The sequence below is a fragment of the Paenibacillus pabuli NBRC 13638 genome, assembly GCF_001514495.1.
GTDB classification, from domain to species: Bacteria; Bacillota; Bacilli; order Paenibacillales; family Paenibacillaceae; genus Paenibacillus; species Paenibacillus pabuli.
The window spans coordinates 134,059-156,230 of the sequence record NZ_BCNM01000007.1; the positions used below are offsets into that span (position 1 = coordinate 134,059).

Here is a 22,172-nt window from a genome sequence, read left to right on the forward strand (position 1 = left end):
CGAATGATTGTTCCTTTCAGCGTAGAGTACAAACGACTTTTCTTAGTTTCATTCATATGAGCGAAAAACCACCGGGTGGACCGGTGGTTTTTCTTGTCTACTGCACGTTTCAGTTAAAAATATTGCAATTAAATTTTTAACTATTGGAGCTGCCACAATGCGGGCACGTTGGATGGTTCCCACCCTGGCAAGGAGGTGTGGGGCTGCAAGCATTTATACGTCTTGCCGTTATATGTGACCAATTGTCCCGCAGTATAAGCTGTGTTGGCCTGCCAAGCGGATACGCCCGGATTCGTCGTTTCAGCCGCCGTCTTCACGCTAACCGCGTTGCTCGCTGCAGATGCATTACCCGCCGCATCTTTTGCTTTTACCGTAAAAGTATATGAGGTATCCGCTGCAAGCCCGCTGATTGTTGCTGTCGTTCCGGTTACCGTTGTTGCCAGTGCCGTTCCGTTGTACACGTCATAACCCGTTACACCGACATTGTCAGTGGATGCCGTCCAGCTCAGCGTTATGCTGGATGTTGTTTGGGCGGTCGACGCAAGGTTCGTTGGTGCAGTTGGTGCTTGCGTATCGCCTCCCGGCTGAGCTGTTGTGCTCACGGTTACTGCATTACTGGCCGCAGACAGATTACCTGCTGCATCTTTTGCTTTTACCGTGAAGGTATATGAAGTGCCCGCTGTAAGTCCACTGATCGTTGCAGTCGTTCCGGTGACGGATGTCGCAAGATTAGCGCCATTATAGACGTTATAACCGGTAACCCCTACATTATCCGTTGAAGCATTCCAGGCCAGCGTCACTGAATTCGCCGTCACGCCTGTCGAAAGGGCATTCCCCGGTACGCTTGGTGCCGTCGTATCTACTGGAGGCACTGTACCACCGGTAGGCAGATCGGCTTTCAATTTGTTTTGGAGTGTTTTGTTACGGTCACCGCTCAGCTCCCAGAACATCGCACCACCGAGTCCTTTGCTCTTGATATAAGCCGTTTTATATCCAACGGACTCCGCATCATCATAACTGATAAAGCGCTTGTTGGACGCATTATAGAGATATGGCACTTTGGCCGTGTCATTCCAGTAACGCGTGTACCCGTTTTTGTTGATGTAGTTGGCTTCCAGATCATAGAAATCAAAGGAACCTGCTTCCCATGTTCCAACGGAAGAACCACCTGTACACGTCTGATACTGGCCATTATTCGCCTGTGCACATCCATCCCAGCCACGGCCATAGAATGGAACACCAAGCACAAGTTTAGCGGCTGGCACGCCTGCATTCAAATGCCCTTGTGCTCCGGCTGCCACATTAAAGGTATTCGCATCTGGTACACCAGCAGCTGAAGCCGCAGGATCATAGTTCAACGGCGCATTATGCGCGCTGATTTTTTGCCAAGCCCCGTTAAAATCGTATGTCATAATGTTAATCCAGTCGACGATGGCCGCAATTTTTGCCAGCTCCGTATTGGCAGCATAGGTCGCCGATGCACCACTTGCAATCGTAAGCAAATACTTCTTGCCATCCACAGCTCCCGCTGCATCCAGCTTTTCACGGATTTTGCTCAAGAGCAGGGTGTAGTTCTGCTTATCTTCTGGACGTTTGCTGTTACCATCGAGTCCGCCTGATACCGGGTACTCCCAGTCCAGATCCACCCCGTCAAAATTGTACTTCCGCAGGAAGTCGACGGCAGAGTTCGCAAAGACTTCACGAGTTGCAGCCGTCGCGGCTACATCAGAGAAGCGGTTGGACCATGTCCATCCTCCGACGGAGATAATGGTTTTCAGGTTAGGATTAATTTGTTTCAGCTTGTTAAGCTGATTGATATTGCCTGCAATGGGCTGATCCCATGTATCTCCTGCAAATGTCTTGCCGGTATCGATCCATGGATCGCCAAGTACGATCGTTCCGTTCGGTACATTGATCGTTTGGCTTTTTTCATTCTGACAGGTCCAGGTTACCGGATTGGGGCCCGAAGGGTCCGGATTTCCATGAATGCCGTTCCAGCAAATATCGGCAAAAGCATAGTTGATATGCGTCACTTTGGTCGGGTCGATATCGGTTACATTATAGTTTCTTCCGTAGGCAGCCCAGGACGGGTAGTAACCAACAATTTTATAACCATCCGCCGCTTCAGCCGTAGCAGGTTGGAGTGCAAAGGAAGGGACAATGACGGATAAGAGCAGGGACAGACCAAGGAAAAACTTTGCAGTCTTCTTAAAAGCAGTGTGTTTATTTAAATTTATCATTTAGTACACAGCCTCCTTTGTCATTTGCGTGCTAAAACCATTCAGGAATGAACGATGTGCGTTCGAAAACTGGTTGTTCGTATACGCATCCCAGTTGATCGACCAGGTCATAATCCCCTTAAGGCCTGGATAGCCTGCGGGTTGGCGGAGGGCATAGGAGCCGCCGTACGACACGCCTTTGATCAAATAATTCAATGCCTTCTGCAGCTCGGCTGGCGTCGTATAACCGCCTCCGGCAGCCTGCTGGGAAGCCGGTACGCCGATTGCAATCTGATCCGGTCGCAGCGGACTAAAGAATGGGCCAGAACTTCCACCTACATTAAAACCTTGAAGCAGCATTTCAGCCATGGCAACATGGAAATCTGCTGTCCCTTGAGCGTAGGAGCGCCCATCCAGCCCCACCATGGAACCTGTGTTATAGTGCTGCACATGAAGCAGAGTCAGGTCATTACGCAAGGCATGAATGACCGGCAGGTATGCTCCCCAAGGACCGCCATAGTTCAGATATCCGCCCTGTACGTAGGCTGTTTCCGGTGCAGCGGTCAGGACAAAATTAGCACCAAAGTGTGATTTAAGCGCTTTCACACCGTTGATCAGGTTAACGATCTTCGGAGTCGTTGGACTGCGAAAGTCGGTATCGCCCGCATTTAAAGACAGGGAGCTTCCTTCAAGATCGATGTCGAGGCCATTGAATCCGTAAGTCGAAATAATGGATTTTAGGGAATCCTCGAACTGTTGTCTCTTGGTCGCATCTGTGAGCTCAATCGTGCCATTGGCTCCTCCCATGGAAATCAGTACCTTCTTCCCTTGGCTTTGAAGGTACGCAATGTCCGACTTAAACTCTTCTACCGTAGCGTTATACGGAGTAAAAGCGAGCGTTCCGCTGCCGGGTGAAATCGGTTCGGCAAAGGAAACATTGATGACATCATAGGCTGTTGATACGTTGCGAAGTCTGATATTGGTAGAGCCGTTATCGAAGTTGTGCCAGTAGCCGATCAGCCATTTGCTGCCGCTAGGCCCAGGATTCGAAGATCCGGTGGAAGTGGTAACGCTGAGAGAGGTGCTTGCAGCGGACAGATTGCCTGCCGCATCTTTTGCTTTGACTGTAAAAACATATGTGGTGCCGGCTGTCAGTCCTGTTACTACAGCCGTAGTCGTTGAAGTGTTCGCCGCGAGAGTACCGTTCCGGTACACTTCATATCCGGTTACACCCACATTGTCCGTGGATGCGTTCCAGGTAAGATTGACCGATGTATCCGTAACGAGGGATGAGGTTAAACCTGCAGGAACGGAAGGTGGTGTCGTATCCGGAGTTGGAGTCCCCCCTCCAGTACCTTCCCCGACGTATTTCCACAACGCAGGCACATTTGAGGGCTCCCATCCGGTCAACGCCGTATGGGGCTGAATACACTCATAATCTTTATTTAAATAGGTTACTAGATCTCCTTTTTTGTATGCGGTGCCTGCCTGCCACTGGGCAGCGGCATCAGCTCTCGGTGCAAACCACGTAATAATCAGAAGAAATGCCAAAACGAATGTAATGACCGGGCGGAATCGAACAGCTTGATTCAAGCAAAATCCCTCCTGTATTCAGATTATTTTCACCTTGCAAACAAAGCTTCACTGATACACATACAAGTGATCCGCGATCTATAGAGCTTATAAAACCGTCTGACGATGAGTATCGCTTCACTCCCTTCCCTTATCAAAATGGACCTTCCCTCTCGTTTTCTTTTTTTGCAGACATCATCCAAATTTTACAGGGAATTTACAGATCCTCACCCTGTATTTAATCAGTAAAATGCAAATCAGATAAGGGATAAATTATTTCTATTGGGGGCGAAAAATGTAATATGCCGCACAAAAAAGGCTGTCTACCAAGTCCTTAGGAGACTTGAAAGACAGCCTTTTATCTTTTGTTTCGCAGAGAAGAAAGCATCTTTTACCGCCGATTAACCTGCCTCCCCTTCGAAAGGTTGCCACCCATCCTCTCCAGACAGAATCAGAGGAACAGTGTACTCGCCTGCTTCCTGCTCACTGAGTGTTCTCGCCCATGGAACTCGGCCCATCGCATTGCCAGCCCCAGGCCCGGCACTATGATATTCGGCGTACACCACCGTCGCTTCCGCATCCGTTTTGTTCCAATTATGCCAGCCTTCCTGCTTCACATGAGCCCCCATCCAGCAGTTCAGGAAGCAGACTTTCGCATGATTGCGCCATGGCCTGCCCAGATATACAGACTCGGCGGGGGCGTTGCTGGTCAGGTCACAATTGATAAACACATAGCCATAACGTGCATCCTCTGGTGTGGAAGCAGCCGTAATCCAGCCATTCACTTCTCCCTCTGCAGCAACATCGCTCAAGCGATTCTTTGCAAAGATCTCACAACCCTGAAACACCGCTGTAGCCGAGCCAAAAATAAAATCCACATCGCCCTCAATGTAACAGTCCTCATAATATTGGCGCAGCTTCCGCCGCTCCGCTCCGTCACGCGGCCCCCCGAAGAAACTCCGGTCAATTGGCTGCTCGGGCAGCGGTCCGGTAAAAATGGTGTCCTGGTGACCGATAAATCGGCAGCGGCGAAAGGCTGCCCGGTCTCCATCCACGTAAATGGCCAACGCCTGCCCCACGTCCTTGCCCGGTCCGGCAGAGTTGACAAAAGAAATCCCCTCTGCCGTGAAATCATCAGCCCCGATAAAAGCCGTATAGGAATGAAAGGTATGATATAACTCCCCGTTCGGGAATTTCTTGAGTGCATAATCGCCATACGTCACTATCGTCTGCTCTGCGCTTTCTCCGATAAGGTGAACCTTCGATCTCACGATATCCAGCTTCTCCACATAGTTTCCCGGCTTAATGCGAATCTTGAACTTATCGTTGCAGTTAAACGGAATGGCATCAATGGCCGCTTGAATGGTGGAATAATCGCCGCTTCCATCCGCAGCAACCAGGTAACCCCTCATGCCGACATCCGCACCTTGTGACATAGGCTTGTTCATGGCAATCGCTCCATCTCCAGCGCAGCCAGCAGGAGCGGTGCCACGCCCATGAAGGAATCACTCACGATCTGCTCGCCGACATAATAACTGTACGAACCATCCCGATCCAGATTGTACGCTTCCAGGGAACACGTTCCGACAGAACCGTCTTCCTGAATATACAGATCCAAATGCCTTTTCATAAAGGAAACATACTCGTCCTCGCCATAATGCTCATCGGTGCATGCCACTGCCATTAACGTCATCGCTTGAACACAAGCCCACCGTTTCAAAGAAAGCTTATGATATCTTTCTCCATCAGATTGCTGGCATATCATCTCCGCTATTCGCTGCGACCAGGATAACTGCGTTTGTACCTGCATAAAAGAACCCTCCATGGACCTTGAATGTTGTACTCAGCCTATCATTTAATGCTCAGACACCCGTTGGCGGCAAGCTGCCTTCTAATTTTGCGATGATTCAGCTTCAGCTGAATGACGACCAGATCATCCACCTGCTCATAAGCGGATGAGTGATACGATCAGCTCTGCTGCCTGTGCGGGCCCGTTCTGCCCGGCTCTTGTCCTGCCTACGCCAGCACTCTAGTGAAGCGCAGGATTGTTCTATTTTTGAAACATGTATTTGTAGCTTCAACCTCTTCGGATTCTACATCTGGTTCCGATACTCCATTGGTGTTACCCCCGTCACTCGCTGAAACGCTCTGTAGAACTGACTGACATTGGAGAACCCCAGCCCAAAGCTGATGGTGGTCACTGAATCTGTGGTATGGCGCAGGCGTCGGGTAGCTTCCTCCACGCGCAAATTCAGCACGTACTGATACGGCGTTGAACCTGTCAGCGCCTTGAAGGAACGCATAAAGTGATATCTGCTCTGGTGTGCAACCGCCGCCATCGATTCAATGTCCATTGGACTTGTATAGTCACTGTGTATATATTCCAACACGCGCCGCAGATGGGGGTCGATGGACGCGCCGCCGTTGCTGCTTGTTCGCTGATAGAGATTTTGAAGCTGCCCGCATACCAGACCAGACCCCGTACTCCCCACCACACCTATTCCTGCGGTTGCCAGCGTCAGGTTACTCTCATTTGGTTGACCAGTTAGCATCCGTCCAAGATATGTCTCTACCGCAAGCTCCGTTTCCTGTATTTGTAACGGTTCAGGCGCATCATCCAGCAAAAGGGCGTTCCAGCCTCGAAACAGTCTGCTAATTTCAGCAGGATCAAAGGTTTGTGTGGTCCGAAATTCAGTCTGTGCCCCTGGTCGATCCGAATCCTCCAAGCGGCCAACTGGCAGATTTCGAAACTTGATAACGATAACTGCGGAATTCGAACCAATCTCGAAAAAGTGCTCCATCCGGGGATGCGCAATAATGCCCAGTCCCGCTTGCAGTGGATATGCCTGCTGCTCCTGTACCAGATGACACTGCCCTTTTACAGGCAACGTAATCTGATACCAGTCATCATGCACATGGGGTTCATTGGCGAATCCGCCAGAAGCCTTCCACAATTCCAATCCATTCAGCATCATGTTTAATTCCATCGTTTCCTCACCTGCTGACATTATAGCAAATCGTGCTCACTTTCCAAGCACTTTTCACAAAGACAATTGCTGTCTGTATCTTTTATCATGGTAAAAAAATAATTCGAGGTGGTCTCCCGTGGCTCAAGCCGCTGTAAGCAAAATGCAAATCAATCACTCCGCCAATTGGGCGCTTGCCGGAGTCAGCTTCGCCCATCTGCTGAATGATGCGATGCAGACTGTTGTCCCGTCTGCTTTCCCGCTGTTCCAGCAAACCATGCAGCTCAGTTTCGCCCAAATGGGCTGGATTGCCTTCACGTTGAATATTACCGCATCGGTCCTTCAGCCGCTGGTCGGTTATATGTCGGATCGCAAGCCGATGCCGATTCTGCTGCCCGGCGGCATGTTATTCTCTCTCATCGGTGTTCTCGGCTTTGCCTTGTCTTCCGAGTTATGGATGCTGCTTGTCTCCGCAGCATTGATTGGCATAGGCTCATCCATCCTGCATCCTGAATCCTCACGCGTCGCTCATCTGGCGGCAGGTCGCGGACGCGGGATGGCACAATCCATCTTCCAGGTCGGCGGCAACACGGGGCAGGCTCTCGCCCCGCTGCTGGTTGCCTTTATCCTGCTCCCGCATGGACAGCTTAGTTTTCTGTGGCTCATGGCTTTTGCCCTGATCGGGATCGTGATCCAGTCTTCCGTCAGCCGTTGGTACAAAGACAAGCTGGCAGACAATCGCAGTCGTCAGCAACAGCCAGTACAGGCAAATGGCATTGTGCAGCCTGCTGCTCAGCCTGCAAGTCGGGGATTTATCGCTTTTACGATGGGGATCCTCATCCTGCTGCTGTTTTCCAAATTCGTATATATTGCCGGCATGACCGGATACTATGCCTTTTATTATGCCGATGCGTATAACCTGCCTCTTTCGCAGGCACAGATCTGCCTGTTCGTTCTGCAATTTGCAGGCATGGTTGGAACCTTGCTCGGCGGCCCACTGGCGGACCGTTATGGACGTAAACCGATGATCTGGTTCTCCATCGCGGGTACTGCACCATTTTCACTGCTGCTGCCTTATGCAGGACCTGCTCTATCCATGGTATTATGCGGCATCATCGGACTGATTCTCATGTCCGGCTTCAGCGTCATCATTGTGTATGCACAGGAGCTGCTGCCGCGTCATATCGGAACGGTGTCCGGATTGTTCTTCGGCCTGTCATTCGGCATGGCCGGACTTGGCTCAGTCGTGCTCGGTTCCCTGATTGATGTGACCAGCATTTCATTCGTCATCAAGCTATGTTCCTTTTTACCGCTGCTCGGGGTATGTGCTGTATTCCTGCGCCGAGATCGGCCAAGAAATGCCTAATATATTGAAACGCTTGTCATTTTGTGACTACAATAAGGTCAGGATAACCGAATCGAGACAGAGGCTGAACAGAAAGAAGGAATAACCCATGATCATTGATGTACAGCATGTTAGTTGGAAAAGGGGACCGATCACCCTGCTGAACGATGTCAGCTGGCGTGTAAACGAAGGCGAACATTGGGCACTGCTTGGCCTGAATGGTTCCGGCAAAACCACCCTCCTGAACATGATCACCGGATATCTCTGGCCTACAGAAGGTACAATAAACGTGCTCGGACACCGTTACGGGGATGTGGATTTGCGTGAGCTGCGGAAGTCGATCGGCTGGGTCAGCTCCTCCCTTCAGGAGAAATTATACGGGACCGACCGCGCCCAGTATGTCGTGATCAGCGGCAAACACGCCACCATCGGACTGTACGATAAACTTTCGGATGAAGACCTGGATCAGGCACGGGAATTGATGCATACACTCGGTTGTCAGCATCTGTGGGATCGCGAATACCGTACCTGCTCCCAGGGGGAGAAGCAGAAGCTGCTCATTGCCAGAGCCCTGATGGCTAACCCGCGTGTACTCATTCTGGACGAACCATGCAATGGGCTCGATCTGTTCTCCAGAGAGCGGCTGCTGGAGAGCATCAGCGAGCTGACGCAAAAACCGGACACACCTTCGCTCATCTATGTGACTCATCATACGGAAGAAATATTGCCTGTGTTCAGCCACAGTCTTCTGCTCCGGCGGGGCGAGATCGTAAATAGCGGATTAACCGGCGAGTTGATGAACAGAGATGTACTGAGTCACTTTTTTGAAGCGCCTGTGGATGTGGATCGACATGGAGAACGTGTCTATGTAAGAGCATCGGAAAAATAATTTTCTATATCTATTCACATCAGAACAGTCGAAGCAGCCCAAAATCTTATCCACATGTGGACAGGTTTTTGGGCTGCTGTACTATATTATGAATTATCCACAGTTTTCTGTGTACTATTTCCGGGCAGAGAGGAATAAAAACAACGGGATGCGCTGTCTGCGCAGGTACGTCTCCTCGTTTGCAAAATATTGACGCTGTGGCGTCGATTCCCGCAGATGCTGTACTTGAAATCCTGCCTGCTGTAATGCCATGTAGTAGGATTCGATGGAGCGATGCATTTTCTTCACCGTACCCCCAAGCCATTGCTGCTCCCGAAATCCCTCCACAAAATATTGATCGACGACCCAGTTGGTTCGGACTCCCGAAGGTTGCAACGTCGACGTGATCACAGGATGCTCGACCGAAAATACGAATGCACCATTCTCTTTTAACGTGTGGTATACCTTGCGGAACAGGCTGTCTACATCCTCGATATAATGAATCGCCAGTCTGGATATGACCAGATCGTATGTATTAGCGGGATAACTCCACTCCTCCATATACGCTTGCTCAATCTGTGCGTTCTGGCCCTTTATCGATGCATTGGCAGCCTGAATCATATTCGCTGAACCTTCGATCCCCGTATAACTGCCGCCGAGGTGGCCGGGGCCCAACAGTTCTGCCCCGAACCTCGCATCCCCGCAGCCGAGATCCAATATGCTCTTGCCCCCAACATCTCCGATCAGCTCCAGCATCACGGGCTTCTCCAATGTATCATTGGCATTCTCCTGCCACTGCCTGCGCTCCATATACTTCTCGAAATTAGCCTCATCTTCGTAAAAATCCGATCCCCGTTCGCTCATTGCGCAACCCTCCGTTACTGTGATGAAGTTCAGTCTCTCATATTCAGCCTGGAGAATTATACCGAATTTCGGTGTCTGTTTCTACAGCAAAAAGGCTGCCGCCGGACATAATCCAGCAAACAGCCCTTTATGATTAGAAGATGATCGTTATAATAGCTCAGCCAAAGCGCTGCGTTTTGTACCATTTGCTCTCACGTTTCTTGATCTTGTCCATGACCAAAGAGTAAAATGCCTTGATCGAGATGATAATGAACAGCTGTGCATACGTAAAATAAGATACGCAGGCGTATACGAAATTACGTATATTGCTCTGTCCAATGTCTGCCGCGAGTGCCAGGTTAATCTGCAATACATATATAAAGTACATCAATGCCCATCCAATGACGAGGAACACATAGGCATCTCCGGCAAACTGGAACGGCGAACTCACGTCCGGTTTGAATATGGCAATGATCTGGTAGACGAGATTAACCAAAAAGATAATATCCGATACAATAATGGCGAGCATAAACCAAAAATAGCTGACTGCATAATAGAGAACCAATAATTTGTTACGCCAGCTGGATCGGTTGAACAGGTTATGGATATTATCCAGAACGACCTGATAGTTCCCTTTTGCCCACCGTTCACGCTGCTTCATATACACGCTGAGCTTCTCCGGCTCCTGCTGATACGCTTCTGCCTGGGGCGCAAGGGCAACAAACTGACCACGATTCAGAATCTCAAAGGATAATGCCGTATCTTCTGTGATCGCCGTAACATCCCAGCCCCCGATCTCCCGGATCAGCTTCGTTTTAATAATATAATTGGTCCCTGGAATGGAACCGACCTGGAATAATTCCCACAGCCCTGTATGGTACACCCGCTGAGATGTGATAATCTCCAGATTAATGCATTGGGATAAGAAATTTTGTCCCCGGTTCCGTGCTTTATTCCGGCCAAACACCACGCCGTATTGTTCCGGGTTTTCCAAAGCCTTCTGTGTCAAAAACATCAGGGAATTCCGCTCAGGTGCAGCATCTGCATCAAAGATGCAAATCCATTCTCCCGTAGATATCTCCAAACCATCATTCAATGCACCGGACTTGCCTCCCGTACCCTTACGTTCCATAACGGTCACATTCCGATGTACATAACTGGTTTTACTCAAAAATGTCCGGAGCTTCTCCGCTGTATCATCGGTGCAGTTATCTGCAATAACGATAACCTGGACCTTATCCTCCGGATAATTCAGGCGCAGGATGTGCTCTACGGTAGCCACAATAACCATACCTTCATTATGCGCAGGTACCATAATGGTTACAGTCGGATAATGATCCATATTTTCAGGAAGCTGAATCCCCTTTTTATCCTGCTTTTGAATAAAACGAATGGCTCCAGCCATTATGACTATGGATTCAAATACAGCGATCCATATACTAAATATGGATAATATCAAAATAAAGTCAGCCACTTACCTTCCTCCGATCGTACTTGCGATTCACCTTGGAGCGAAAGCGAAGAGTGGCGATCGTTAATAAAATAGTAAAAACACCCAATATGCAACTGACGGCAATACAGATGGGTATGAACCAGGACATGTATTCCACAGAGCATCTCTCCTTTCCTGCTAGTTTTAGATATACTCTCCTATGAGATCTGTCTCTGTGTTCCGTTCCAGTGCAGCAATAACAGCATCAATATCTTCATACTTTTCGAACTGCTCCTTCTGGAAAACCAGTGCACCGGATCGAATAACCGTCTGTAGTTCATTTCCTTTTTTATCAATCATCTGCAGATCCATCATCGCTTTTTTGATCCGCTCTGTAAGCACGGGCAAGTACTCCACATCGGTCATCGGGCAAATGATCACAAACCGTCCCCGACCCACAAAAAACTTGTAATCCTCATACCGGATCTGCTTCTGGATCGTATTGGACAACTCCAGCAGAAACTGTGCATATCTTACGGAGCCAAGCGATTCCAGCACCAGGGGCAAAAATTCAATCTTGAACATCGCCATGCTGAACCCATAATGCTCCGAGTAACGTCTGGCGAGATTGCTTTGCTTCATGACCGTATCGGCTAGAGCTTCCTTGTTGCCCAGAGATGTATCCGGGTCAATCTCCGGATTACGTTCTTGCAGCTCCTGCAGTCGCTCCATGACCCGTGCAGTGCGCACAAGGCTTGCCTTGATAAAAGCAGCCACAGCCACATTGGCCGGAATTAATAGCCACCATGAGAACGTAAGTACATTCGCATCCGCATAGGTAGCAAGCCAGACAAAATACGAAACCAGATATACAAATCCGGCAACGACAGACACCCCGACAGGTATCACAAAACCAAGAACCAGCGCACCAAGCGATGCGATGCTGAACACCATATCCAGTGTGGTATAGCTCTGATTCATTTCAATTTTCAGATAGACAACGAGCTGCTGGATCACGGCTAATCCGATCAAAATGGCATATCCCCATGCAATACGAAGAATGGGTGCTTTGTTCCTCATGGTGACCTTCTCTCCGGTAATGGATTTGTAATATCTAAGTTACGACAAATTATGACATGAACATACAAATGTTATGCTAACACATTACCCAAAATATAAAATGACATTTTTATCACTTTTTAATCATTTTCTGTAATTCAGTCTCGCCAAGCAGAGGAAACAGATTGTCAAACATATGTGTATTCCCATCAAATACATACCCTCCAGGATAAGACTTATCCAGATTGCGCAGGGTGATCATATGGTTATACAACTGCTGGGCCCATTTTGGATCACCCGATTGAACAGCGAGCAGTATGGCGAGTCCATAAACGGATGGAGATTCGTAGGATACCGCCGGGGTTCGCCCCGAGCGTGTATATTGACCCGGCAGCCGATGACGGGTATTGAATTCTTTTTTCAGAAAGGCAATAAGCTTGTCCGGTTTCCGATCGGTTGCCGTAAGATGATTAGCCACAATCAACTGATCAATCAGGTTGACCGTGTCATCATAAGTATATTTTTTCGTTTCGACATTAAAGGTTTTAGGATAAAACAAGCCGTCATCCGGCATGCTTTTCAGCAGTGATTCGTATTTAACATAGGTTCCAGGCTCCAGCATTGCATGCTGCTCCATCGCCTGAAGAGCCCGCAGGTCAACATATACCAGACTCAATGTATCCGTATCCGGGGCGTTCCCATGAGCAAAATCGTGAAAATCAACATAATATCCCTTGTTCTGAACGGATTGCGTCAGGGTACGAACAAGATCCGACGCTGTGGCGAGCTTCTCTTCCCGACCCTGTTCCCATTGATCTGCTGCCTTCAATAAAGCATCGACAATTCGAAAGTCATCACCAAGCGCATTGGTAGTCACATGTGATGTCCCGTCCGCGTCCAGTTTCCAGGCAATGTAGTTTTGTGGCATTAGAAAATAGGTCGTTAACCGATTATACGTCTGCTCAAATAACACCTGATCGTTCTTGGCAACGGCGTATTGCATCCACAGACCAAGCGATTCAGACAACGCCTCTCGGCCTGCCACAATATTTGCATCTTCTGACGAGGCATCCTGGAGATAAGTTGCAAGTGTACCATTGGGGTTGGTCATATGCTGCTGGACAAATGAAACGGTTGGGGACAGCTCGTTCATGACAAACCGCTCCTTCATGAAAATAATCCATGCTGCCGTGATACTGACGGCCAGTATGACCAACCATGTTATTCTTTTCCGATTCATGATCTGCATGCTGTCCTCCTGCGTTGTTGCATCCCTGAAATAACGACTCTTTTCCTTGAGATTGGGCTGGTTAAGTTCTGGGATGTAAGGATCAAGGATAGAGAGATGTTTCATTCAGATTGATCCATATACGGCCGGCGGCCGCCCTTTTTGACAAATTTCCAATCCACTTCAATGTTGTGACGCATCCGGCGCAGCAGCTGAACGGCAATCTCGATCTCTTCCTCCGTTAAACCCTCCAGCGTTACCTGATCGGAATGAACACCCTCTCTGCGGATAAACTCCCAAGCTTCCAGGCCAGCTTCGGTCGGATATAAGAGCTTATTCTTTTTATTACCCATGGCCGACTGTTTGACGACAAACCCGTCCGATTCCAGTTTGCTAATGGCTCTGGCCGCCGTAGTACGATCGACTTTGATTAATTCAGCAAGCTGATTCGGAATAATGCCTGGATTTTCGCAAATGCGATAAAGATACAGGTACTGTCCACGAGACAGGTTTAAATGTTGGAATTCAACGTTACTAATCGAATCCAGACAGCGGGCAATCATGCCGATTTCACGCAGCACTTCTTTTTTTTCAGTCAATGTCTTCACTCTCCATATTTAATTGTTGCATTCGCAACATAATTGATGATATAAATGATTGGAATCGTTTAAATTTTAATTCATAACAACATATGAAATAGGTATACGCCACCCTATGTACCAGTTTACCATGTCAGGATAGGATTACTATTGACCAAAGGAGAAACATTCATGAATACAACTATTGTTGAAGCGAATAACCAGCAGTTTCTCGACGCCTGCTTCGCCATTCGTACCGCTATTTTCGTTGAAGAACAAGGCGTGTCTGCCGAGGATGAGTTTGATGCCTATGATGCACTGGGTACAGAAGCAAGACATATTCTACTTTACGTGGACGGCGTACCGGCTGCTTCTTCCCGCCTTCGTGTAGTGGAGCAAGTCGCCAAGCTGGAACGGATTTGTGTCATGCTGGATTATCGTAAACATGGACTCGGTCGTGTGCTGATTGATAAGCTGGAGCAGATGGCACTCGATCAAGGGTTGGAGAAAGCCAAGCTGCATGCACAGGTACAAGCATCAGGGTTCTACGAACGTCTCGGATATACGGCAGCCTCGGACATATTTATGGAAGACGGCATTCCTCATCTGCTGATGACCAAGAACCTGAAATAACGACAAAAGAGCATCTCAAAGGTCCGGAATTGCGTACAATGTATGCATACCTTTGGATGCTCTTTTTTTTATGTTCTAACGAACTCAGCCAGTGCTGCTATTAATCGAGATTCAACCATTCTGGGAATGTAACGAATCGTATCATGACAAAGAAGCCAGGCATTCACCTGACTTCTTCTTTTGCATGCTTACCCCAGAGCCAGACGGCCTGTCTGTGCCTCAGCAGCATTATTTTTCATCTGTTTACTGCGTAATTGTCCGCATGCCGCATCAATATCGGTACCATGCTCCATGCGTACAGTGGCATTAATTTGGTTCTTTTTCAATGTATCGTAGAAGCCCAGAATGGATTCTTCCGTACTCCGTTGATATTGACTGTGCTCATCCACCGGATTATACGGAATCAGATTGATACTGACCATACTCTTGCGACTGGACAACAGTTCAGCCAGTTCTGCAGCATGTTCCCGCTGGTCGTTGACGTCCCGAAGCAAAATATACTCAAACATAATACGCTTGTTCGTCGTAGCCAGGTAATAATCCACCGCGTCCATCAATTGTTCAATTGGGAAGGCGCGGTTGATCTTCATGATCTGTGTACGCAGCTCGTTATTCGGTGCATGCAGGGAGATCGCCAGATTGACCTGCAGATTGCTGTCTGCAAATTCCTTGATCTTGTCAGGCAGTCCGCTTGTGGATACGGTGATCCGCTTGGCTGCAAGCGCCAAACCTTTACGATCCTTGATCACTTCGATGAAGTCAGACATGTTCTGGAAATTATCGAACGGCTCGCCAATTCCCATGACGACCACGTTAGTTACCCGCTCGCCTTGACCAGCTGCATCAAGATACTGTTGTACATGCATAATCTGTTCCACAATTTCGCCACCAGTCAGATCGCGGCTCTTCTTGATCAGCCCGCTCGCGCAAAAGCTGCAGCCAATATTACATCCCACTTGAGTGGTTACACATACAGTTAGCCCATACTTTTGGCGCATTAAGACCGTTTCAATCAGATTGCCGTCCTGCATACGAAGCAGAAATTTCACCGTACCGTCAGCCGATTCCTGCTTCACATGTTCACTCAGCGAGTTCATCGTGAAATGCTCGGAAATGACATCCAGACATTCCTGACGGACGTCCGTCATCTCTGTAAAATCATTCACACGTTCCTGATATAACCACTCCCAGATGCGGGAAGCGCGGGATTTCTTCTGCCCGTGCTCCGGCAGCCAGGCACGTAATTGCTCTAATGTTAATCCATATATGGATGATTTAATCATGTTATTGTCCTCTTTTCGCAAAAAAGCATATGGCTCATCGGTTCTGTCGAAAAAACCTCTACTCTGTATTGTCCCAAAATTGACGAGGGAACACAAGGGCTTTTGCATTTCTTCCAAGAGGTTTTATTCATGGCAAATCTACACAGCCGCTTATTTCAACCAGCTGCACTCCGCAGCTTTTAGAAGTGGATAATACCGGAGGTGTGCAGCAGAACGAGAAGCACCAGAATTGGCGCTACATAACGCAGCATGAACAGCCATACCCGGAACCAGCCTGCACGCAGGCCGGATGCTTCGGCTGCCTTTTTCCAGAAGTACCCGGCAAAAATAGTAACCAGCAATCCACCAATCGGAAGCAAAATGTTGGACGCTACAAAGTCCATCCAGTCGAACACACTCTTCGATCCAATGGTCCATTCAGGGAACAATCCGAGCGACAAAACCGAAGGAAGTCCCACGATGAACACAGCGAGTGAAATGGTCCATACCGCGCGGCTTCGGCTCCATGACAATCTTTCCATGAAATATTTCACTGGAACTTCCAGCAAGGATACTGCTGACGTCAGTGCTGCAATTGCCAGCAGGACGAAGAATAGTCCTCCAAACAAGAACCCGAGAGGCATGGCCGAAAAGGCCGCTGGAAGAGCCACAAAGATTAGCGACGGCCCCTGATCAGGTGCAATTCCGAACGAGAATGTCGTTGGAAAGATGATCAAACCTGCAATGAATGCATAGAGCAGGTCACCCGCACCGACAGCGACTGTTGCTGCACCGAGCGATTGATTTTTATCGACATACGAGCCGTACGTTACTAAGATACCCATACCCAGCGATAGGGAGAAGAAGGCATGCCCCAGTGCAACCAGCGCCGATTCGGTCGTCAGCTGTGAGAAGTCCGGATTGAGGAAGAAAGAAACTCCCGCGCCAGCTCCCGGCAAAGTCACTGCACGAACCATCAGGATAATGAGCAGGACAAGCATTGCGGGGATCAGTACCTTGTTAAACTTCTCGATCCCGTTGGATACCCCTTTGGCTACAATCCAGCCTGTGATTAGAACCGAAACCAACTGCCATACAATCGGCAAATAACCACCCACGAAGTCACCGAATTGTCCGGCATAATCCGGATTGTTATACAACGTGCCACTGAAGGACGTCACTGCATAGTGCAGCGTCCAACCTGCAATGATCACATAAAAGGAAAGGATGATAAACGGCGTCAGTACTTGCAGCAAACCAGCCGCAAGCCACCCTTTTTGCCCACCTGCCTTGATAAAGGCCGTAGCCGCGCTGCCTCTGCCGCTGCGACCAATCGCAAGCTCAGCCAGCAGAACAGGCAGACCAATCAACAGGAGGCAGACGATAAAGAGCAGGAAAAACGCAGCTCCCCCGTTCTCCCCCGTAATATAGGGAAACTTCCACATGTTGCCGAGACCCACTGAACTGCCGATGGCCGCCAGAATGAATCCGGCCTGTGAGAAGCGTTCACCTTTGCCCGGTCCGTCTTGATTCAAATTGGAATTATTGGACTTACTCAAATTCATTATATCTACTCCATCTGTTCTAAGATTTTCCGTTATTATATAACAGTCATCCCCTCAGGTCATTCGAAAATCGAAATTAATCGAAATGTTATTTATTTACAGTAATGTCTGCATTAAATATGCTTGCCCTTCCTTCTTCGCTTAACAAAGAAAGCAGTATGCAATGTGCAGCCCATGTGAACCTCCTCAGAAGCAGTATGTGACAAAAAGGAGCACGCCAACCCTACTCCGTTATTCGTTAGCTTGTCCTCAAAAAAAGAGGTGTTCCACCAGCCACTTTCGTAGCTGAGGGACACCTCTATCCATAGCATAGATCCATTTTAGATTTTAATTTCAAGCAACTCATATTTGATAATGCCCATTGGCGCATTGACATGAATGACACTGCCTACCTCTTTGCCCATCAATTCTTTGCCAAGCGGGCTCTCGTACGATATTTTGTTATCGGCAACATCAGCCTCCGCTGGACCAACCAGCTTGTATTCAATCTTCTCGGCAAATTCGATATCATTAAGCAAAATGGTTGAGCCAATGCTTACTTTATTCGAATCGATATTGTCTGAAGAGATGACTCTTGCTTTGGTCAGCATTTTCTCCAGAATCAAAATGCGGGTTTCCATAAAAGCCTGATCATCTTTGGCTGAATGATACTCACTATTTTCCTTCAGGTCACCGTAACTGATTGCAAGCTTCAGACGCGCCGCCAGTTCCTTACGCTTCACCGTCTTTAAATCCCTCAGTTCGTCCTCCAGCTTTTCCAAGCCTTCCTGTGTCAAAATCACTTCATCATTAGCCATTTTTCCATCTCCTAATCCTGCTTTCTATCTATATTCTAACCTATATCCCCTCCAAACGGTTAACATACCCCAGAAAAAGAAATTACACTCCCATTCATGGAAAGATGTGTATGTGTAACTATATTGTTATTTACTATTATAGGTAATAAACCTAGAATCATCTCAATACAATGTCGCAGTTTTTCTATAATGGGCATTATTGCCATATAAAGTCTTCTAACCTACAATAGACGATACTGCTATCGAAGGAGGAAATATTTTGTATGCGACGATTCAATTTATAGGACTCTTCCTGATCCTTCCTGCTGCATCAGGGTGGATTATGTTGAATAGTTTCCTGAAGAAGGCCTCGGGAAATGGCCGAAAACTTCTCCCGGTGTTCGAATTTATTTTTCTGGCCCTCACTCTATTGCTTTTCGCAGCAGGTCTTGCAATAGACAGCATGGGTGTTCAGGGAGGAGAACCCTTATCCATGTATGAAGATTCCGGCCTAATGGCATCCAATTACGCCACGCTGGATCATCGTAGTCTTCTTGTCCTTTTGGTCATGTTATTGCTTGGCTTGCTCGCTTATTCAGTAATGTTCATACGTCCAGATAAGCTCTCACCGATCATTTACACCTTATGCAACAGTATCCTTGTATTGAATATTGTTTGGGGTATCGTCTATATCACGCATACTGGCATTGCATGGTACACCGAGACGGGCATGTTCTTGATGTTTGCTGTGCTTCTGTTGCAGAGCAGCTATCTATCACTCATCTTCCTATATATTGGTCGATTGAAACGTTCATGGGATGGCTTTACCGAGGCTACTCTGGTTGAATATCCAACGTCATTGGATATGGAGCATTTACCAAAATGGCAACGACTGCTATACCGGTCTATCATTCGCTTTCGTACCGCCCCCATGGTGTGGACCATTCTGATGTTTCCCATACAGCTTGTTATACAACTGATCCTTGTTCTGTTTGGACAACGCCCGGATAGCGCAATTCGCGTATTTCTGGATACAAGCAGCTTCAATTACTCCAGACTGCCCGCTCCACCGCCGAATATTATTCCCGGTGATGGGCACTATCTATGTACAGTTGCAGCCGATGGACATCAAAAATGGGTCAAACCTTTGCGAGCAGGCATACGACATGGCCACATCATTCACGTTAACCGGCAACTCATGATCGCCAACGCATTCGAGCATGTTATTGAGCAGTATACACCGCGGTTCCATGGCTTAGTTCGAGGTTTGTACAATCGATATGGATATCCAATCAGTAAACATATTCGTTCCAAATGGACTGCCGATATAGTCTATCTATTGATGAAACCGCTCGAATGGCTATTCCTCATCGTCCTTTATACAGCAGACGCTCACCCCGAAAACCGAATTCATATCCAGTACAGTGAGATGCGAGGAAAGTATACACGTTTCTAGAAAAACGCAATTTCAATTGTACCGGTACAATTGAAGCAAACCTGTGTATTCATTTCATCCGTTCACTTTTACAATGAATTCAGGGCAGCAGCAGTATATAACACGCCCACTACATGACTTGAGGTGATCTGGATGCATGTTATATTGACTCCATCTGAAATACACGCCTACCTGAAACGAATAGGCATTGATAAGATCAAGGACCCTACACTGGAATTCCTATCCGAAATCCAGCGGGCACATGTGCAGCATCTATCCTGGCAAACGGTCGATATTTTTGCTGGTCGGCCTGCGGGCATCGATCTTCAAGAATCGATCCAGCTTATATTACAAGGGCGCAGCGGTTACTGTTTCCATCTGAATGGTGCATTCAGCATTCTGCTTCGCTCCCTGGGATATACGGTGCATTGGCATCGTGCCGGAGTTCAGCCACATGGAGAACAGCCGCGAGTGAATTCGTTCCATCTTGGTCTGTCCGTCCATCTGCCAGATGCAGACCCGAATGTGGAGCGGTGGATTGTGGATGTCGGCCTGGGCGGCATGCCCTTTGAACCGCTTCCTCTACGTTATGGAACCTACGGCGCAGCGCCGTTTACTCATACATTGTTACCATCATCTGTTGCCTCTGGCGGATGGCGGCTTGAATATGAACCCAACGGGCCAAGTGAAGGTGTCGACTACGCTCCCGAAGAGCTTACCAGTCTGGAAGAGTTCCTTCCCAAGCATGAATTCTACAGTCAGTCCGCCGATTCACCTTGGCATAACACATTTTTGCTCCGTCAGAGGGATGCTGCCCACAGCACCGAGCTGCGAGGATGCATGCTCCGCACGCATGGAATCGAAGGCATACGCAAAACGGAGATTCAAACCTACAGCGAGTGGAAAGACATACTCGCTAAGCGATTCCACGAACCTTTAGTGAATTATACGGAAATGGAACGCAGAGAAATGTGGAATCGAGTACAGGCTGCACATGAAGAATGGAAAAAATCACAACAAGCCTGAGGCGACACGGGGACGACGCGAGAAACGGAATGAATATAAAGGAAAGTCTGCCAATGATGCCGAATACATCGTCAGGTGATAAATGATGATAACTATTTGTGTTCTGCAAGTTCCGGGAGAATTGCCTGAGGCATACTGGAACCTTTTTCTGTCGCACGTATCAGAGGAAAGACGAGGACAAGCTTCACGTTTTGTACATTTGGCGGACGCGTATCGCTCGGTTCTGGGTGAATTGTTGACCCGTGTGACGCTAAGCCAGTTGACTGGCCTGAAGCCGGTAGAGCTTTTCTTTACCCGTAACCAATACGGCAAGCCTTCCCTCAGTCTCAGTAACTATGCTGATGTTCAATTTAATGTCTCACACTCTGGTGATTGGATTGCTTTAATCTCTGGCGGTGACGCTGATCTGGGTGTGGATGTGGAAAAAATAGCGCCGATCGACATGAAGATTGCGGAACGCTTCTTCTCGCTTACGGAGAGCCAATTTCTCGCTGCGGAGCCCGCTGAGATGCAGCTGGAGACCTTCTACCGTCTATGGACGCTGAAGGAAAGCTACATCAAGGCCGTTGGCATGGGCCTATCCATGCCGCTTGACTCATTCTCCATGATCCGCAATGCTGACGGGGATTGGCACTCACCAGAAGCAGCCTCCTATCGATTCCTTAGCCTGCGACTGGATCCCGAGCATATGTTAGCAGCTTGCTCCACAGGTGAAGAATTACCTGTCCAGCCGGATTACATCACAATTGAAGAGTTGTATCAGGCATTAATAAAATGAAGGAGGGGTTACAACGCATCTGTTTCAGCTGAACAATAGCCACAGAAACGAACGTAATCAAAATAGAAGTTAAAATATTTTAGATTCCTCTTTAAATTTTTCAAACTAGCAACTACCCGAAAAATGGTAAATCCCTGGCGAACCCCGCCAGGGATTTTTGTCATTAATGCACTGCATTCACATACTCCTGATCGAATGGATATCATGTTCAACAGGGTGAATCCCGGGCTTGTCACTGATAGTTCGCCGTGTTTCGTTCAAGACCTTTCCATTTTCATGGCCCCATTCAACATCACACCAGTACGTAGACGATACGGATAATGAGCTCAGGATTCAGACCGGATTTTATCTGCTAGTCTCATGAACGGCTCCAGGCATGCCGAATTCATCACAAAGGCTTAATGGTTTCAGATCTGTCCATTGCTCGGCGATGTAATCGAGGCATACCCGACGCTTGGCTTTGCCAAGCATCATGGTCCAGCCTGCGGGTACCGTAAGGGAAGCCGGCCAAAGGGAGTATTGGCCCTCCTCATTGATTAACACCAAATAATTGCTGTCTTCATGTTCAAAAGGGTTGCTCATCGCCT

At 48.2% G+C, this 22,172-nt stretch carries 20 protein-coding genes; 6 read left to right on the forward strand and 14 right to left on the reverse strand.

The features are described 5' to 3' along the window. Positions 1-140: 140 nt before the first annotated feature. From PPA03S_RS11730 to PPA03S_RS11750, 5 genes are all read right to left on the reverse strand, one after another. Entirely contained in the window at positions 141-2,240 is a 2,100-nt protein-coding gene (locus PPA03S_RS11730; RefSeq protein ID WP_062322989.1) for a glycosyl hydrolase family 18 protein, read from the reverse strand. Then, positions 2,241-3,812 carry a chitinase gene (locus PPA03S_RS11735; RefSeq protein ID WP_062322991.1) on the reverse strand — a complete coding sequence of 524 codons (1,572 nt, stop codon included), beginning with the start codon at positions 3,810-3,812 and terminating at the stop codon, positions 2,241-2,243. Between the two features lie 380 nt (positions 3,813-4,192). Further along, positions 4,193-5,239 carry a pectinesterase family protein gene (locus PPA03S_RS11740; RefSeq protein ID WP_082704109.1) on the reverse strand — a complete coding sequence of 349 codons (1,047 nt, stop codon included), beginning with the start codon at positions 5,237-5,239 and terminating at the stop codon, positions 4,193-4,195. Then, positions 5,236-5,601 (reverse strand): glycoside hydrolase family protein, encoded by a 366-nt coding sequence (locus PPA03S_RS11745; RefSeq protein WP_062322994.1) that lies wholly within the window; start codon positions 5,599-5,601, stop codon positions 5,236-5,238. Before PPA03S_RS11745 ends, PPA03S_RS11740 begins: the two co-directional genes overlap by 4 nt. A 283-nt stretch (positions 5,602-5,884) precedes the next feature. Next, a complete protein-coding gene (locus tag PPA03S_RS11750; RefSeq protein WP_062322995.1) occupies positions 5,885-6,778 on the reverse strand; it encodes a helix-turn-helix domain-containing protein in 894 nt (297 codons plus the stop codon). Positions 6,779-6,896: 118 nt separating this feature from the next. Between PPA03S_RS11750 and PPA03S_RS11755 the strand changes: the two genes are divergently transcribed. Continuing rightward, on the forward strand, positions 6,897-8,123 hold the full coding sequence (locus PPA03S_RS11755) for an MFS transporter (RefSeq protein WP_082704111.1): 1,227 nt from the start codon (positions 6,897-6,899) through the stop codon (positions 8,121-8,123). A gap of 88 nt (positions 8,124-8,211) precedes the next feature. Then, a complete protein-coding gene (locus tag PPA03S_RS11760; protein ID WP_062322998.1) occupies positions 8,212-8,991 on the forward strand; it encodes an ABC transporter ATP-binding protein in 780 nt (259 codons plus the stop codon). Positions 8,992-9,105: 114 nt separating this feature from the next. Here PPA03S_RS11760 and PPA03S_RS11765 read toward each other — a convergent pair whose 3' ends face one another. The 5 genes from PPA03S_RS11765 to PPA03S_RS11785 form a co-directional block, all read right to left on the reverse strand. After that, complete coding sequence (locus tag PPA03S_RS11765) at positions 9,106-9,834, reverse strand: class I SAM-dependent DNA methyltransferase (protein ID WP_062323000.1); 729 nt, start codon at positions 9,832-9,834, stop codon at positions 9,106-9,108. Positions 9,835-9,991: 157 nt separating this feature from the next. After that, a complete protein-coding gene (locus PPA03S_RS11770) occupies positions 9,992-11,287 on the reverse strand; it encodes a glycosyltransferase family 2 protein (protein WP_062323002.1) in 1,296 nt (431 codons plus the stop codon). A gap of 162 nt (positions 11,288-11,449) precedes the next feature. After that, complete coding sequence (locus PPA03S_RS11775) at positions 11,450-12,325, reverse strand: diguanylate cyclase domain-containing protein (RefSeq protein ID WP_062323004.1); 876 nt, start codon at positions 12,323-12,325, stop codon at positions 11,450-11,452. A gap of 112 nt (positions 12,326-12,437) precedes the next feature. Continuing rightward, entirely contained in the window at positions 12,438-13,658 is a 1,221-nt protein-coding gene (locus tag PPA03S_RS11780) for a glycosyl hydrolase family 8 (RefSeq protein ID WP_369691086.1), read from the reverse strand. Beyond that, positions 13,655-14,095 (reverse strand): MarR family winged helix-turn-helix transcriptional regulator, encoded by a 441-nt coding sequence (locus PPA03S_RS11785; protein ID WP_062323213.1) that lies wholly within the window; start codon positions 14,093-14,095, stop codon positions 13,655-13,657. The genes PPA03S_RS11780 and PPA03S_RS11785 overlap by 4 nt, the downstream gene beginning before the upstream one ends. 207 nt (positions 14,096-14,302) lie before the next feature. On the opposite strand from PPA03S_RS11785, the gene PPA03S_RS11790 reads away from it, so the two are divergent. After that, a complete protein-coding gene (locus tag PPA03S_RS11790; protein WP_062323006.1) occupies positions 14,303-14,743 on the forward strand; it encodes a GNAT family N-acetyltransferase in 441 nt (146 codons plus the stop codon). A 188-nt stretch (positions 14,744-14,931) separates the two neighbouring features. Here the strand turns inward: PPA03S_RS11790 and rlmN are convergent, their stop codons facing one another. The 3 genes from rlmN to greA all read right to left on the reverse strand — a co-directional run bounded on the left by rlmN (position 14,932) and on the right by greA (position 18,367). After that, a complete protein-coding gene (gene rlmN, locus PPA03S_RS11795; RefSeq protein ID WP_062323008.1) occupies positions 14,932-16,026 on the reverse strand; it encodes a dual-specificity RNA methyltransferase RlmN in 1,095 nt (364 codons plus the stop codon). A 179-nt stretch (positions 16,027-16,205) separates the two neighbouring features. Beyond that, positions 16,206-17,570, reverse strand: a complete 1,365-nt coding sequence (locus tag PPA03S_RS11800; protein WP_062323010.1) for a sodium-dependent transporter — start codon at positions 17,568-17,570, stop codon at positions 16,206-16,208. A gap of 320 nt (positions 17,571-17,890) precedes the next feature. Continuing rightward, a complete protein-coding gene (gene greA, locus PPA03S_RS11805; RefSeq protein ID WP_062323012.1) occupies positions 17,891-18,367 on the reverse strand; it encodes a transcription elongation factor GreA in 477 nt (158 codons plus the stop codon). A gap of 259 nt (positions 18,368-18,626) precedes the next feature. Between greA and PPA03S_RS11810 the strand changes: the two genes are divergently transcribed. The 3 genes from PPA03S_RS11810 (at position 18,627) to PPA03S_RS11820 (ending at position 21,585) form a co-directional block, all read left to right on the forward strand. Then, positions 18,627-19,802 carry a DUF6688 domain-containing protein gene (locus PPA03S_RS11810; RefSeq protein ID WP_062323014.1) on the forward strand — a complete coding sequence of 392 codons (1,176 nt, stop codon included), beginning with the start codon at positions 18,627-18,629 and terminating at the stop codon, positions 19,800-19,802. Positions 19,803-19,934: 132 nt separating this feature from the next. After that, complete coding sequence (locus PPA03S_RS11815; protein ID WP_062323016.1) at positions 19,935-20,807, forward strand: arylamine N-acetyltransferase family protein; 873 nt, start codon at positions 19,935-19,937, stop codon at positions 20,805-20,807. Positions 20,808-20,889: 82 nt separating this feature from the next. After that, complete coding sequence (locus PPA03S_RS11820) at positions 20,890-21,585, forward strand: 4'-phosphopantetheinyl transferase family protein (RefSeq protein ID WP_082704112.1); 696 nt, start codon at positions 20,890-20,892, stop codon at positions 21,583-21,585. A gap of 345 nt (positions 21,586-21,930) precedes the next feature. Here the strand turns inward: PPA03S_RS11820 and PPA03S_RS11825 are convergent, their stop codons facing one another. Further along, positions 21,931-22,167, reverse strand: a complete 237-nt coding sequence (locus PPA03S_RS11825) for an MbtH family protein (protein WP_062323020.1) — start codon at positions 22,165-22,167, stop codon at positions 21,931-21,933. Between the last annotated feature and the right edge of the window lie 5 nt (positions 22,168-22,172).

Bases quoted from the DNA above. Each gene is read 5' to 3' on its own strand.
- PPA03S_RS11730 (WP_062322989.1), bottom strand. From the start codon at position 2,240: ATGATAAATTTAAATAAACACACTGCTTTTAAGAAGACTGCAAAGTTT.
- PPA03S_RS11740 (WP_082704109.1), bottom strand. From the start codon at position 5,239: ATGAACAAGCCTATGTCACAAGGTGCGGATGTCGGCATGAGGGGTTAC.
- PPA03S_RS11745 (WP_062322994.1), bottom strand. From the start codon at position 5,601: ATGCAGGTACAAACGCAGTTATCCTGGTCGCAGCGAATAGCGGAGATG.
- PPA03S_RS11750 (WP_062322995.1), bottom strand. From the start codon at position 6,778: ATGGAATTAAACATGATGCTGAATGGATTGGAATTGTGGAAGGCTTCT.
- PPA03S_RS11760 (WP_062322998.1), top strand. From the start codon at position 8,212: ATGATCATTGATGTACAGCATGTTAGTTGGAAAAGGGGACCGATCACC.
- PPA03S_RS11765 (WP_062323000.1), bottom strand. From the start codon at position 9,834: ATGAGCGAACGGGGATCGGATTTTTACGAAGATGAGGCTAATTTCGAG.
- PPA03S_RS11775 (WP_062323004.1), bottom strand. From the start codon at position 12,325: ATGAGGAACAAAGCACCCATTCTTCGTATTGCATGGGGATATGCCATT.
- PPA03S_RS11780 (WP_369691086.1), bottom strand. From the start codon at position 13,658: ATGAAACATCTCTCTATCCTTGATCCTTACATCCCAGAACTTAACCAG.
- PPA03S_RS11785 (WP_062323213.1), bottom strand. From the start codon at position 14,095: ATGATTGCCCGCTGTCTGGATTCGATTAGTAACGTTGAATTCCAACAT.
- PPA03S_RS11790 (WP_062323006.1), top strand. From the start codon at position 14,303: ATGAATACAACTATTGTTGAAGCGAATAACCAGCAGTTTCTCGACGCC.
- rlmN (WP_062323008.1), bottom strand. From the start codon at position 16,026: ATGATTAAATCATCCATATATGGATTAACATTAGAGCAATTACGTGCC.
- PPA03S_RS11800 (WP_062323010.1), bottom strand. From the start codon at position 17,570: ATGAATTTGAGTAAGTCCAATAATTCCAATTTGAATCAAGACGGACCG.
- greA (WP_062323012.1), bottom strand. From the start codon at position 18,367: ATGGCTAATGATGAAGTGATTTTGACACAGGAAGGCTTGGAAAAGCTG.
- PPA03S_RS11815 (WP_062323016.1), top strand. From the start codon at position 19,935: ATGCATGTTATATTGACTCCATCTGAAATACACGCCTACCTGAAACGA.
- PPA03S_RS11820 (WP_082704112.1), top strand. From the start codon at position 20,890: ATGATGATAACTATTTGTGTTCTGCAAGTTCCGGGAGAATTGCCTGAG.
- PPA03S_RS11825 (WP_062323020.1), bottom strand. From the start codon at position 22,167: ATGAGCAACCCTTTTGAACATGAAGACAGCAATTATTTGGTGTTAATC.